We start from the raw sequence: 11,851 nt of genomic DNA on the forward strand, positions 1-11,851 counted from the left end.
CCGCACGGCCGTGCTGCTGGCCAGCCCGAAGGCGCGGCACAGCGTCGCCGCCGTGTGTTGCTCCCGCGATGGCGGGGCTGTTGGCCTCGTAGGTCGCGCGCAGGACTTCCCAGAAGTTGTCAAGATCCGGCAAGCCGCGATCGCGTCCCAGATGTTGGAATGGCCGTCAACGGGGATACTGAGAGGTGCGGAACGCCTCAATGCGTGTGTTGTACTTGGTCAACTACATGACCTCCTGCATGAACGCTTCGCCGTACTCGCCGATGAACAACATCAGATCGTCCGCCACCTGGTGCGAAAACTTGAACTCCCACGCGTCCTTGAAGAAGACGATGTCGAGGCCCGGATAGCATTCCTTCTCGCGATAGTGGTACTCGAGCTGGTGGAGATTGAAGCGATTGAGGCAATTCGCCAGCACGTGATGACCGGCCTTCGCCGCGAAAGTCGCCAGCCCGGTCAAACAATCCGCAGTGCTCTGCTGGCTGTAGTAGCCCACCCTGCGCGCGGAGCGACCGAAGCAAGCCTCGGAACCGACATGCTTGCGCAGAATGACCGCCGAGGCGCTCTTCTTGATCTCGCGCTTGCGATTCAGGCCGAACCCGTTGACGATGCGCTGGGCCGCCTGCTGGTAGGCCAGATCCGCCCCGCCGTTGCCGCCATAGCGTGCGGTAAGCGAAGCCCACAGGCCATCAATATCGGGGATGCGGCCGGCCTTCAGGTCAGCGTCGATATCCAGCCCGGTGCGCTCATGCTCGTCGTGGTCTTGGATATCCAGTCGGCTGCCCTGCGGGGCAAACTCGCGGCGCGCGCGATTGACGACGCCACTCGCCAGTGAGCGGCAGAAACTTTGCAACTCCCTCGTCGTGGCGAATTCGCTACGAACGTCGACCGCATGGTAGTGGTCGGCGATGCCAGCAACGGTCTCACGCTCGAAGGCAGCGGCAGCAACATACGCCGCATGGGCCGCTTGCTGGGCGGCAATAAACTGCTCGATGATTTGCTTGTACATGGTGTCTCTCGAAAGAACTGCCGGGAGACGCCCCATCGGGATGTCTCCCCGATCGGGTCAAATGTTGGAAACGGCGCTCAGCTATGCGCTGGCGTCGTCATCCTCGTTGTCAATGCTTGCCATCTGCGCTCCAGGTCCAGGTAGTCCTGCAACCATTACTCGCGCACGGCCGGTGAAGCCCTTATCCAAGTCGACTCGTTCTTCTCGTCGCCGCTGAAGAACACCCCGGCAATGTCGCCGGCGTCGATACCGGCAGCACGCTGCAAGGGATAGGGCCTCATTGAGGTCATCGACCAGGGCGGCTGCTTCGATCATCGCCTGCGTAACGGCGGAAAGAGATGGCGTTGTCATGGCCTCTCCCGATCAGTGCAGGGCGAGGGCCGGGCCGGTGGGCATCGGCACAACGCCAAGCGCCAGCCAGTGCGCGACCGGATGATCCGGAAAGTCCGGGATCGAACCGAGGCGGTAGAGCATCGGCACGTCCTGCGGCTCGCGCTCGCCGTCCTGCAGCTGACGCAGGTAGCGGTAGCTCAGCGACAGCCAGGTGAGTTCGGCGCGGGCGATGTGATCCCACTGGGCCGGCAGGCGGGACTCGTCAAATAGCGCTGCGCCTGCCGCATTCATGCGCGCCACCACTTCGTGGTAGCGACCGAACTCGTGAGCGAAGCCACGGCGCACAAACGTGAGCACGTCGGGCGCTTGCACGCCGAAGATTCGGCCTAGTTGGCGGATATACACCGCGCACTCAAGGCGAGAGCGTTCCGCGTAGTCATCCGCGCCGACTTGGGCGCAGGCCTCGTCGTACGGTGCGGGACCGACTTCGATTTCGAGGAATTTCTGGAACATGGCGTTTCCTTGGATAAGCCGGGAAACGCTCCACAGGCGCGCGTTTCCCTGTGGGTAGATGATGGGCTGCGTCGTGCGACGGTCAGCCGGAGGTTGATGAGTCAGTTTGATGCAGCGGCCGCAGCAAGCTGCCTTCACGCCGCATCGCGTCGCTGATGGCAAGCAGCCAACCAACGAAAAGCAGCGCGGTGAGCAGCACGCAGATACTGAGCTGGAAGCTCATCACCCAGGCGTCCTCGGTATTCATCGAGAATGCAAAGGCCAGGGAAAGAATGACCCCGAGGCAGGACAGAGCAAGTGCGGACAGACGATCGTGCGTGGGCATGAGACAGACTCCAATGGTAAGCACGGAGCCTGCCCAGCGGGGACAAGGCCCCAATGGGAGAGACCGGCAACGCAAGCGCGCAGGTCGAGAAGGAGGGCCGCAAAGGCGGCCCGAGGCGTCAGCCCAATGCTTGGACGTGACGCATATGCGAGGAATAGGCAACCAACCAGGCCAAGACGATCAGACTACCGATCATGAAGCAGCAGGTCAGTTGCACGGACAACAAACCTGGGTCGACGGTGGTGAGCGTGAAACCCAGTGCGGCGAACAGGTCGAAGATCATGGCCAGAACAGCCATGGCGGTGCCGCGATAGTGAATAAACATGATGGCTCCAACGAAAGGTGGAGCCATGCCCATGGGGACAATGCCCCGGTGGGTGAGAAAAGCAGAGTGCCGAAGAATCGGCAGAGTCGATGCGTCAGAGACGCGGAAGTAGCGCGCAGGATACCGCAAAGCGTGCCACCGATAAAGCCCCCGACACTACGGCAGGTCCAATCCAGCCTTACGTAGCCGGTTGACGACGTGCCAGCGGTAGTGCGCCCCCTCTGCCGGGTCCTGGACAGACGAATAGTCCGGCAAGCGCTCGATGCCCGGCTTGCCCCCTGGCTTCTCGAAGCCAACGGGGTCGAGGCCGTGCTGCGCGGCTTGCAACTGCGACAGAGCCCACGATAACTCGAACGTGGCGATCGCATCCCAACGAGCGGGAATGGTATCGGCATCGAACCAGATCTCGCCGACGCCATCCATGATCGCAGTAACCGTGTAGTTACTGCCCTGCGCAGAGGGGATGGCACGCACCTCGAAGCGCAGGACTTCGGCGGGCGGATGCCAGAACACCCGATCCAGCATCCGTCGATAGGCCAGCGCGGCGATCGTGGCCAATTCGCGGTAATACGGCTCGCCCGGTGCGGCGAGCGCCCGCTCGTCGCAAGGACAGGTACCGAGGTCGATATCGGTCATGAGGCAGTTCAGGGAACGGATTTGCCCGTCATCCTGCGAAGGAGGAGCCAAATGATACGTCATTCAACGGATGAACTCCTTCCAATTCGCGCCGACAATGATTGCTGCCGCAATGGGCCCCGCACGCCGTCTTGACTTCGCGTGGGGCCGGATATGCTGGATTCATACCCCTATCCGCCTACGACAAACCATGCGCTTCACCCGCTACGAACGCCATAACCCGATCGACTTCAATGCGCGCCGCCAAGCGGCTTTTGCCCGCAAACAGGCGCGCGAACGGGAACACTATCCGCTGCTGGCCGAGCATGTGGCTGCCGAGCAGCATTCGGTGGACGAAGAGCTGGCGCGGCGCAACGCCCGTTCGGACGCCTGCGAAGCGAATATGCGCGCCCACTACGCGCGTAGCTGGCGTGATGCGCGCCGTATCTATTTTTCTCAACCGGAGGCCATGCGGGCCATCATCCGCGCCAAGTGGAGAGCCTGGGTTGGTCCGACCACCTCGACGTACTTCTCATGGATGGTCGACGTGGAGAGCGGCAATCAGGCATGCCGCGTCGCCGACTACCGGGTGCGTGATGCCGCCGCACGTGCTGCCCGCGCAGCGCTGCCGGTACAAGAACAGCTGGCAATCTGAACATGTGTCTACCGGAGAGCAACAACACGCGACAGACGCGCTCATCGTCGGCGGGCCGGTCAAGGTCAAGGTCAAAGCCTATGCAGGCGCGGGCAAGACCACGCTTCTGCGCATGGCGTCCGAGGCGTGCGCCAGCTGCTGGCCCGCATGGCTCGAGTAGCCACCGTCGTGCGCCCGATGCTGTGGGGCCTATATATGTATGCGCCCGAGCCACTGGCCCACGAGCTGAAGGCGCTGCATGGCTTCATCAACGACGTGGTGGCCTGTAGTGCGCAAGGCCCGCTTGACGCCGGCGCAATACGGACGCGTGGTGTCAGGCATGCCTTGACGGACTTCGTGCGTACCGGCGACGAAAGCGGCGACCTGCAGCCACCCTCACCCGCGACGAGCACGTGAATCCTATACCCCCATTCCACCATACCGAAAGATGAAGACGCTTCCGAAGATCTTCCGCAACCCGAGACCGTGCTGGCGATCCGCGGCGCCATTGCGATTGGCCTCCAGGGCGGGGTTCGCCCTGCCGATGACTCGTGGCTCACCGAGTTCTGGGAGGTCGGCCACACCGCCCGCAACGCTACCGAAGCGATCCACGAGGCGATCCCGCCGTTCCAGGGCATGGTCGGCGACACCACCGTGCACCTGCAGGATCACGTCAATGCGCTCGAGCAGGCCGCACATGCCATCGACGCTGTCTATCCGGCACGCCTTGAGGAGCAGCCTGCGTCTGCCGATAACCACGGCTGACATGCAACACGGCACATCAACTCAGCAACAGTTACCCGTTTCCATGCAACACGCCATCGCCGAACTGCTCGCCAAGACTGAACAGTATCTCCAACTCCAAGGACCCGCCGCCTAGCATCGGCGGCCGGGCGGGTCGGGATCTTGGCATAATGCGCGCCACACTCCCGCGAACCCGCCCAACCATGTCAGACGGTCTTCTCTCCTGCGCGCATTGCGACAGCCAGCCTCGATTCATCGCCAACCGCTTCGAGGCGGTCATTGTCTGCACCGGCTGCGGCATGTCCACCCCGCCCCAGTCCCTTGACGCTGGCCGCGATCGTGCCTTTGCCATTCTCAGCGGCGTGTGGAATCCCCGTGTCCGCCCCCGCACGACCGAACAGCACGAGCTTGCCGTCATCGTCCGTAAGGAGTTGAGCAGCTCTGACCTGGGCACAGTGCTGGCACTCATCGCCCGCAACGAAGACGACTGGGCGGAGCGCGGACCGCTGTTCGCCGCCATGGCCGAAAAGCTATTGCAGCCCGAGCCATTCCTGCAGGCGCTGGTGCCGGCCGAGGCCTTGCTGAAGGATGCCAGCCGCTACCGCAAACTCATGCGCCGCGCCAAGCTGATCCAGATCGACGGCCGCCCATGGGTGCATATCGAGCCAATCGATGCCCTGCCAGGGTCCGTCCACGAGGAGCTGTTCGGCGGCACGGTCATGCTGGAGGAGTTCCTCGCGCGCGCGCTTGACTGCACTGATGAAAATGGGATCCCCATCTCGCCCACCCTTGGGAGGCCGCCGAGCCCTTGACTTTGCGCCCGGCTTGGCAAGATAGGGGTACATCGTTGTAGAACAAGAACCATGCACAAGCCTCCGTTCCTTGCCGCGGCCGTCGCCGCCGCCATCTGCGCTTCCGTCAGCAACGCTGTCAGCACTGCTGCCTACGCCAAAGCCCCGTCCACCGACTGCCCGCATATCTTCGGCACCAACAGCCAGCCGCGTGTCACGGTCACGGCCGCCACGGGCCGCACGCAATCCCTGTGCTTCCGTGGCTATGCCGTGCAAACGTCGACCGCCACTCGCACCGCGTTGTGGTCGGCCGAGAACCTGACGGCCCAAGCCGTTCTGGCTGCCCGTTCCGTACCGCGTGACAGCGATTTTTATGAGGAAGCGGAGATTCCTACCCCCGACCGTGCCCGCCTGTCCGACTACGGTCGCGGTAGCAGCCTCGATCGCGGTCACCTTGCCCCATCGGGCGACTTCCCTGATCTGGCGTCACAGGCCGAGAGCTTCAGTCTCGCCAACGTCGTGCCGCAGGCCTCGGCCAGCAATCGACGGATGTGGAGCCATATCGAAACCTCGACCCGGCGCATGGCGCGCGAGTACGGCCAGGTCTTCGTGGTGACCGGCCCGGCGTTCGATGCCGCGCAGGCCACGCGCCTCAACGGCCGGATTTCCATCCCGACGTATTTGTGGAAAGCGGTCTACGTGCCCGGGGTCGGGGCTGCCGCCTATGTGGCTCGCAACGACGCGACCCCCTGGTACGCGGTTGTGAGCATCGCCGAACTGGCCGCGTTCGCTGGCGTCGATCCGTTCCCACGCCTCGACAAGGTGTACCGGGATGCGCCGATGACGCTGCTCGCGCCGACGCCGCACCCGGGCGAGAAGGCCGGTCGCAAGGTCAACCTAGCCACCCTCACGGCCACCGCTGTCGAACGGTCGGCGCTGCCCGAGGCGCAGGAGCCCCGCCATGCCTTCCGGCAGTCCAGCGTCCTGCCGTTCGTTGGCGCCGTCCTCGCCCACTGAATCGGAGACAAGCATGAAACGCCTCAAGCAGATCATCCACACCTTCCGCACCGACAGGGAAGCGCGCTTTTACATCCTGGGCGCAATCGCCTTAGTCCTGTTCTTCTGCTGGTGGGGTGCAACCGGGCACTGGGACGATTCGCCGTACCTGCCGAACTTTCTGCGCTGAGACCTCAGACGGGCTCGTTCAACCGGTTAAATTGTCCGGGTTCCGGCTGCCGATTCCTTTCGGCGCCGGCTGCCAGCTGTCCCAGGTACGCCCCAAAGCCCGCGCTGCCCTCCCTGACGCACTCTCCAACACACTCCCTCCCGCGCTCGCCGGTGTGCCTTTGCGTCGCGTCTTCGAACGGCACCGAGCGATCTCCGATCCTTCCTTTAGTGCAGCACGGCCCTTGTGATTGGAAGCGCGCAATCTTCGGTCACAGTGCGCAGGGCCTCCATCATGCGCACTGTACTGGCAACCCGACCGACGTCCGATTTGCCCAGCCAGTGGGGAAGCAACCCACCAAGCCGTGGGAGATTCAGCGGCTGACTCGGCTCGCTGGAGCCTATTAGGGCGAAGACCTGGCCGGTCCTGTCGTTGTCTGTCCATTCCAGCCCCATCTCCGACAGCCCCTCCAAGAGGGACCCTCCTGGACCATTCTCGATGGCGCCGTTCACCAAGTCGCTCAGATAGATCCCCACGGTCTCGCCCGGCTCCCGTCTCAAGTGGGGAAGCTCGAGGTAGGGGTCTTCCTCTAGGAAGGCCTCCACTTGCAGCACCCAGCCTGATAGATCCCCCGGTTCCGACTCTTCCAGATCGATCACAAGGATTCCCCACTCGGTTCGCAACACGCGCCGCGGCCTTTGCGCTTCCTTCAGTTCCTCTAGCTCAAGGGGATCCGCCTCGGCAGCACGCGCACGCGCCACCGCAATCACATATTCCGGCAAGGTCACGTTGGGCCAGGCTGCCAGCCTCTCCGGGTCGATCCCGAGCTCCAATATCTTGCAAACGTCGACCGTGGTGTACACGCGATCTTCGTAATGTTGGATGTCCGTCATGGGTAGTTCCTAATTGGGTTCAGTTCGTGGCCGGAAGCTTTGCCAATAGCCGGTACAGCGCCTGCCGGGAGATTCCCAACGCCTGAGCGGCCTTGGCCTTGTTGTCGTTGGCGGCCGCGAGCGCCTCCAACACCTGATTCGTTGTAATCTGCGGCTTCTCCTGCCGCGCCATCGCAGTGAAGGTCGACAGGTACGCGCCGGATTTCGACGCCTTGCTATGCCCAGCCGCTTCGACAACCGCCAGGATCGCCTGACGGTGCAACTCAAGTGCCGGCGCCTCCCCGCCTTTCACTGGCGCATCCACGCCGGTCAACGTGCTGTAGTACTCCTGCATCCACTGATGGCGCAACCCGTGACTGGTCACACCCAGCCCCTTCTTATAAATCCCGTGTTTGCGCAATACCGCGTTGTAATGGTGGCGCCATGCTTTGAGGGAATATGACGAGGGAGTTGTCGACCCGCTCATCGGGTCAACAAGCCCCGCCGCCTCTTCCAATACGGCCAGCCGTAGCTGCACCGGCACCTCGCGCTTGCGCCCGCCCTTCGTCCCATCGACGACTCGTAGCGTGTCCAGGTTACGCAAGGCCGTGCTGATCTTCAGCGCAAAGCTTTCCTCGATGCGCAGACCGAATGCTGCCTGCAACTTCAGTTGCACCGCCACGTGCGGGTCTTCTGCAGCAATCTCCTCGATCTTCGCAGTGGCATCGATACCATTTCCCGCCCAGGACTTGTCCATCGTCGTCACGTAGCTTCGCACCAGACCGTGTTCCTTGCGGTCAACGTATTCACCCAGTGTCCGGATCAAGTTGTGCTTGCCGATCCACTGACAAAACGCCTTCATGTACGAAAGCTTGTTCTCAATCGTCCCGCCTGATTGCTTTTGCGATACCCAGTGTTCCACCAGCGCCCGCACGTGCTTGTGCCGTAGCGTATGCGGGCTCTCAATAAGGAATCCGCATGCCCGCAGTTCGACAAACGAACGGCACACCGTGTACATCCGTCGTTCCTGCGTCTTGAGCGACGCGTTCTTGTGGCTGATCCGTGTCTGACTCAGGATTCTCTTTACATTGCCGGCCACCGCAACCTCTATCTCCGACTTCATCCTCGTCGGGAGGTCGTATCTGGCCAACAGACCGCGCACGTCAAGCACCGTTGACTGCCGCATCCGCTCGTCCTTCTCAATCGCGTTGATATGTGCACCCAACCCTGCGCTCGCGTCCCCCGTGACGCCGCGCGAAGTTCTCTCCAGCGCTTCCTGTTTCGCCGTTTGCCGTCGGCTGCGGTACTGCCTTCCGATCCTTTAGCGATCCCCTTGCTGGTCGGCCCCACACGTGGAAGGACGTGTCATGACCGTCCCGAACCTCCCCGCCAGTCGCGCTTCGCGCAATCCGTACAGGGGAGGGTTCGGGCTACCCGGTTGTCGGGATCGCTCCCGACATGTACGACGACCGGTGCCTATACACCTGCCTTCGCCACCCGCGTAACTCTTGTTGCGCTGTTTCGTTGACGGTCGCGCTCACCGTGCTCGTATCGTTCCAGAGAGTTCACGGCCATGCGCCGTGCTCTCTCCCGCCCCCCAGGTGACGACATCTGGACCGCCGTGTGTCGGGCCCGCAGTGTTCGTCTACCCCGCATCTCGCTGTCGGGCGTGGCTAGGTTCGTGTGTGAAAAATGTGTCCGGGTGTCCGGTCTACACATGTCCTCATCACGTCCAATTCTTCCAAACAACCCGCAAAGCCAAGCGGCATCGCAGTGTCCGGTGTCCTCAGTGTGGGCCAGTATGTACTTGTGGCGAAAGAAAAAATTGCCGCATCAGTTGCGGCTCGGACATAGAGACGACCGACAACCATTTTTCGGGCGGTGTCGGTGCTTGGGATAGCCGCAAACGTGGCGGCGAGGTCGATGCGTCGGGGACGCGAGAAGTACATAAAGGATAACGAGCGTCGCCCACCCGTGCAACCCCGGTGCATTGCGAATCGTGCATGAAATTGGCGAGCTTACGCGGGCTTGACTTCATGGCTTTCCCGGTAGATTCGAAGAGGTTCCAGTCCACGTGCCACGTATGCCTGACTTACGTGGCACACAGGTGCCACGTCCTGGAAAGCGTCACAGGTGTCCGGCCGGGACGTGGGACGTAAGTCCGATTCATGTGGCACGCACGTGCCACTTTGATGGTCGCCACGGATGCTCTCGCGAGCAAGTGGCACTTACGTCTGGCTTACGTGGCGCATGTCCCGCTTGGCTGGAAGCAATCACGAGTAGCGCGAAGGCTGGAACAAATCCACTAATTGCAGACGCGGCAGACGCCGCAAGCACAGGAGCGCAAGATGAGAATGAGTACGGTCGCCGTCGACGTTGGCTATGGCAACACCAAGTATGCCTTCTCCCAAGGGGGGAAATTGGTGACGCAGATGTTTCCCTCACTCGCACCCCCCGCCGTGCGCGCCAATGTCACGGGATACGGCGGGGGATTCTTCAAGGCGCGGGACGTGATTAACGTACAGGTCGAAGGCGCCTCTTACGAAGTCGGCCCCGAGGTCTCCATCAGTTCTGCCTACGGCCAGACCGGCCGCACGCTATCCGAGGACTTCGCGACTACCGCCGAATACGCCGCCCTGCTTGGTGGGGCGCTGCAATACACTGGTGCGACGGAGATCGACCAACTCGTGCTTGGCCTGCCCGTCCATACCGCGCAGAAGTACGCCCAGTATCTACGCGACCGCTTCACAGGAACGCTCAACTTTGGCCATGGCGATATTCGCGTGCGCAGCGTTGCGGGCCTGCCGCAACCTCTTGGTTCACTCGTCACGTTCATGCGGCAATGCGGACAGGACTACGACGGGAGAAACGCGCACTTGGTGATCGACGTCGGCTATTTCACAACGGACTGGGTCCTGGCGCGTGGCTTCACCATGGATGACACGCGCAGCGGCGGCGTCCCTGGCGGCTCGTCTCGCATCTATCAGCAGATCGCGGACCTCATTGCCGAGCAGGAAGGCGAGCCGGTGGCAGGCATCGAGCGAATCGATCAAGCGCTACGCGACGCGACCACGCTGCTCTTCTTCCAGAAAGAAATCAACTTGCAGCCGCTGCTGGAACAGGCGCGTGCGGTCTGCCATGCAGCGGTCAAGGAAGTGCAGACACGCGTCGGTCGCAGTGAAGATATTCGCTCAATCGTTCTCAGCGGCGGCGGCAGCGCGCTCTATGCCCACGCCATCCGCGCCGCATTCCCACGCACGCCGATGAAGGTTTTGGATTCGCCCTGCTTTGCCAACGTCCGCGGCTTTTATGACATCGGCTCGTCGCGCCAGCAGCGCGCCGACGCTTAACGGATGGCCGGCGATGGACAAGATTTCGATACAGATCACGATCAATTCGATCACGTCGCCGGAGCTGCTCCAGTACCTGAAGTCAATCCAGAGCCCGAAGCATCGTGCGGAATTGCTTCGCCGTCTCGCCGAGACTGGACTGGGTGCGATGGGTGCGTCAGGCTCGTTCGCCGCGAGCCAGCAACCCATTGCACAAGCCGCTCCCGCCGTACCCGTGCCGCCATCCCATGAGGGAGCTGATCGACCTGCTCTACGTTCCGAGCAACGACCGGGGCCAAGGCCGGACTTCCGTCCCGAGCCGCCGGCACGGCAACCGGTGGCACTGGCCCACGAGCAAGCGGCCTCCCCGGGGTCCGATGCCCTAACCCCTTCATCCGTGACCGTTGTCGCGGGTGCGCCGGCCGGTGCCGCACCGCCGCCATTTGCCTTAGACATGAATTCGGCCATGGATCGCTTCTTCTGACCACGCATGCCGCGACCTTGACTACCTTCTGCGGCAGCTACAATAGGATCAACTGCAATGAACCAAGGCGGTCTAGCAACATGACAGAATATGAAATCATCCGCTTCTTCAAGTTCCTGCTGACATTCGGTATAGGCTGGGCGCTTTGGGAATGCGCACTGACGCTGATCCAGGCCTTCCGCCGCCAGTGAACGCGGCGCGCAAAACAAATAGCCCGGCAGCGATGCCGGGCTTTTTGTTTTAGGGGATGGGCGCTCAGTGCCGCATCGGGGTCATGCCGGGATAAAGCCGGAAATGACACTTAACACTAAAAGTAATATAGAACGCCGCTCTTATGCGATTAGTTGCGTGGCGTCAACTGCTCCAACGGCTCGATCTGACGGAGCCAGCCTTGCAGCATCGTGACGATTCGCAGCACTTCGGATAGCGTGTCGAACGCCAATTCCGGCAAACTTTCCTCGCCGGTTGCGACCGTCATCCCCGCGCCGTTGATGACGGTATGCGCCATCCCGTGCAGGCGCAGCAGCATATCGCGCAGCCCATCTTCGCCGCGGGCTTCGCTCAACATGGCGTCGAGATCGTCCACCATGCGCAGTAGGCTCGTGGTGTCATAGGTTTGCTGTGCTTGCACCAATGCTGCCCGGTCCAGGCGACCGTAGGCCGTCTCGACCGTATCGTCGGAATCGCTCATATCAAATCCTCCTGATTTGTT

Annotated in this window: 17 protein-coding genes; 8 read left to right on the forward strand and 9 right to left on the reverse strand. The window is 62.2% G+C overall.

What is annotated here, in order from left to right:
* Window positions 1-223: 223 nt before the first annotated feature.
* The 6 genes from RS901_RS37170 to RS901_RS37195 all read right to left on the reverse strand — a co-directional run bounded on the left by RS901_RS37170 (window position 224) and on the right by RS901_RS37195 (window position 3,141).
* Complete coding sequence (locus RS901_RS37170; protein WP_316157834.1) at window positions 224-1,009, reverse strand: hypothetical protein; 786 nt, start codon at window positions 1,007-1,009, stop codon at window positions 224-226.
* A gap of 155 nt (window positions 1,010-1,164) precedes the next feature.
* Window positions 1,165-1,299, reverse strand: coding sequence for a hypothetical protein (locus RS901_RS37175; protein WP_316157835.1), 135 nt, complete (start codon window positions 1,297-1,299; stop codon window positions 1,165-1,167).
* Between the two features lie 73 nt (window positions 1,300-1,372).
* Window positions 1,373-1,855 carry a hypothetical protein gene (locus tag RS901_RS37180; protein ID WP_316157836.1) on the reverse strand — a complete coding sequence of 161 codons (483 nt, stop codon included), beginning with the start codon at window positions 1,853-1,855 and terminating at the stop codon, window positions 1,373-1,375.
* 82 nt (window positions 1,856-1,937) lie between these two features.
* A complete protein-coding gene (locus tag RS901_RS37185) occupies window positions 1,938-2,180 on the reverse strand; it encodes a hypothetical protein (protein WP_316157837.1) in 243 nt (80 codons plus the stop codon).
* Window positions 2,181-2,298: 118 nt separating this feature from the next.
* A complete protein-coding gene (locus RS901_RS37190) occupies window positions 2,299-2,505 on the reverse strand; it encodes a hypothetical protein (RefSeq protein ID WP_316157838.1) in 207 nt (68 codons plus the stop codon).
* A gap of 156 nt (window positions 2,506-2,661) precedes the next feature.
* Window positions 2,662-3,141, reverse strand: coding sequence for a hypothetical protein (locus tag RS901_RS37195; RefSeq protein WP_316157839.1), 480 nt, complete (start codon window positions 3,139-3,141; stop codon window positions 2,662-2,664).
* Between the two features lie 190 nt (window positions 3,142-3,331).
* Here RS901_RS37195 and RS901_RS37200 point away from each other — a divergent pair, with 190 nt between their 5' ends.
* The 6 genes from RS901_RS37200 (at window position 3,332) to RS901_RS37225 (ending at window position 6,475) form a co-directional block, all read left to right on the forward strand.
* Window positions 3,332-3,775: a hypothetical protein gene (locus RS901_RS37200; protein WP_316157840.1), complete on the forward strand. Its 444-nt coding sequence runs from the start codon at window positions 3,332-3,334 to the stop codon at window positions 3,773-3,775.
* A 147-nt stretch (window positions 3,776-3,922) separates the two neighbouring features.
* Window positions 3,923-4,171: a hypothetical protein gene (locus RS901_RS37205; protein ID WP_316157841.1), complete on the forward strand. Its 249-nt coding sequence runs from the start codon at window positions 3,923-3,925 to the stop codon at window positions 4,169-4,171.
* A 69-nt stretch (window positions 4,172-4,240) separates the two neighbouring features.
* Complete coding sequence (locus RS901_RS37210) at window positions 4,241-4,519, forward strand: hypothetical protein (protein ID WP_316157842.1); 279 nt, start codon at window positions 4,241-4,243, stop codon at window positions 4,517-4,519.
* A gap of 182 nt (window positions 4,520-4,701) precedes the next feature.
* The gene (locus RS901_RS37215) at window positions 4,702-5,310 is read left to right on the forward strand and encodes a hypothetical protein (RefSeq protein WP_316157843.1); all 609 of its coding nucleotides are present in this window, start codon (window positions 4,702-4,704) and stop codon (window positions 5,308-5,310) included.
* A 51-nt stretch (window positions 5,311-5,361) separates the two neighbouring features.
* Window positions 5,362-6,306: a DNA/RNA non-specific endonuclease gene (locus tag RS901_RS37220; RefSeq protein WP_316157844.1), complete on the forward strand. Its 945-nt coding sequence runs from the start codon at window positions 5,362-5,364 to the stop codon at window positions 6,304-6,306.
* Between the two features lie 13 nt (window positions 6,307-6,319).
* Complete coding sequence (locus RS901_RS37225) at window positions 6,320-6,475, forward strand: hypothetical protein (protein ID WP_316157845.1); 156 nt, start codon at window positions 6,320-6,322, stop codon at window positions 6,473-6,475.
* A 206-nt stretch (window positions 6,476-6,681) separates the two neighbouring features.
* On the opposite strand, the gene RS901_RS37230 is transcribed toward RS901_RS37225, so the two are convergent.
* Complete coding sequence (locus RS901_RS37230) at window positions 6,682-7,347, reverse strand: hypothetical protein (protein ID WP_316157846.1); 666 nt, start codon at window positions 7,345-7,347, stop codon at window positions 6,682-6,684.
* A 19-nt stretch (window positions 7,348-7,366) separates the two neighbouring features.
* Window positions 7,367-8,512 (reverse strand): integrase domain-containing protein, encoded by a 1,146-nt coding sequence (locus RS901_RS37235; protein WP_410054271.1) that lies wholly within the window; start codon window positions 8,510-8,512, stop codon window positions 7,367-7,369.
* 1,162 nt (window positions 8,513-9,674) lie between these two features.
* On the opposite strand from RS901_RS37235, the gene RS901_RS37240 reads away from it, so the two are divergent.
* Window positions 9,675-10,676, forward strand: coding sequence for a PRTRC system protein D (locus RS901_RS37240; protein WP_316157632.1), 1,002 nt, complete (start codon window positions 9,675-9,677; stop codon window positions 10,674-10,676).
* A 13-nt stretch (window positions 10,677-10,689) separates the two neighbouring features.
* The gene (locus tag RS901_RS37245; RefSeq protein WP_316157633.1) at window positions 10,690-11,139 is read left to right on the forward strand and encodes a hypothetical protein; all 450 of its coding nucleotides are present in this window, start codon (window positions 10,690-10,692) and stop codon (window positions 11,137-11,139) included.
* A gap of 340 nt (window positions 11,140-11,479) precedes the next feature.
* Here the strand turns inward: RS901_RS37245 and tnpC are convergent, their stop codons facing one another.
* Window positions 11,480-11,830, reverse strand: coding sequence for a Tn3 family transposase post-transcriptional regulator TnpC (tnpC, locus tag RS901_RS37250; protein ID WP_316149748.1), 351 nt, complete (start codon window positions 11,828-11,830; stop codon window positions 11,480-11,482).
* Window positions 11,831-11,851 lie beyond the last annotated feature (21 nt).

The organism is Cupriavidus sp. BIC8F (genome assembly GCF_032465815.1).
Lineage (GTDB): Bacteria > Pseudomonadota > Gammaproteobacteria > Burkholderiales > Burkholderiaceae > Cupriavidus > Cupriavidus necator.

Excerpts from the sequence above, each read along its gene's own strand:
- RS901_RS37170 (WP_316157834.1), bottom strand. The coding sequence starts at position 1,009 with ATGTACAAGCAAATCATCGAGCAGTTTATTGCCGCCCAGCAAGCGGCC.
- RS901_RS37175 (WP_316157835.1), bottom strand. The coding sequence starts at position 1,299 with ATGACCTCAATGAGGCCCTATCCCTTGCAGCGTGCTGCCGGTATCGAC.
- RS901_RS37180 (WP_316157836.1), bottom strand. The coding sequence starts at position 1,855 with ATGTTCCAGAAATTCCTCGAAATCGAAGTCGGTCCCGCACCGTACGAC.
- RS901_RS37185 (WP_316157837.1), bottom strand. The coding sequence starts at position 2,180 with ATGCCCACGCACGATCGTCTGTCCGCACTTGCTCTGTCCTGCCTCGGG.
- RS901_RS37190 (WP_316157838.1), bottom strand. The coding sequence starts at position 2,505 with ATGTTTATTCACTATCGCGGCACCGCCATGGCTGTTCTGGCCATGATC.
- RS901_RS37195 (WP_316157839.1), bottom strand. The coding sequence starts at position 3,141 with ATGACCGATATCGACCTCGGTACCTGTCCTTGCGACGAGCGGGCGCTC.
- RS901_RS37200 (WP_316157840.1), top strand. The coding sequence starts at position 3,332 with ATGCGCTTCACCCGCTACGAACGCCATAACCCGATCGACTTCAATGCG.
- RS901_RS37205 (WP_316157841.1), top strand. The coding sequence starts at position 3,923 with ATGGCTCGAGTAGCCACCGTCGTGCGCCCGATGCTGTGGGGCCTATAT.
- RS901_RS37215 (WP_316157843.1), top strand. The coding sequence starts at position 4,702 with ATGTCAGACGGTCTTCTCTCCTGCGCGCATTGCGACAGCCAGCCTCGA.
- RS901_RS37220 (WP_316157844.1), top strand. The coding sequence starts at position 5,362 with ATGCACAAGCCTCCGTTCCTTGCCGCGGCCGTCGCCGCCGCCATCTGC.
- RS901_RS37225 (WP_316157845.1), top strand. The coding sequence starts at position 6,320 with ATGAAACGCCTCAAGCAGATCATCCACACCTTCCGCACCGACAGGGAA.
- RS901_RS37230 (WP_316157846.1), bottom strand. The coding sequence starts at position 7,347 with ATGACGGACATCCAACATTACGAAGATCGCGTGTACACCACGGTCGAC.
- RS901_RS37235 (WP_410054271.1), bottom strand. The coding sequence starts at position 8,512 with ATGCGGCAGTCAACGGTGCTTGACGTGCGCGGTCTGTTGGCCAGATAC.
- RS901_RS37240 (WP_316157632.1), top strand. The coding sequence starts at position 9,675 with ATGAGAATGAGTACGGTCGCCGTCGACGTTGGCTATGGCAACACCAAG.
- RS901_RS37245 (WP_316157633.1), top strand. The coding sequence starts at position 10,690 with ATGGACAAGATTTCGATACAGATCACGATCAATTCGATCACGTCGCCG.
- tnpC (WP_316149748.1), bottom strand. The coding sequence starts at position 11,830 with ATGAGCGATTCCGACGATACGGTCGAGACGGCCTACGGTCGCCTGGAC.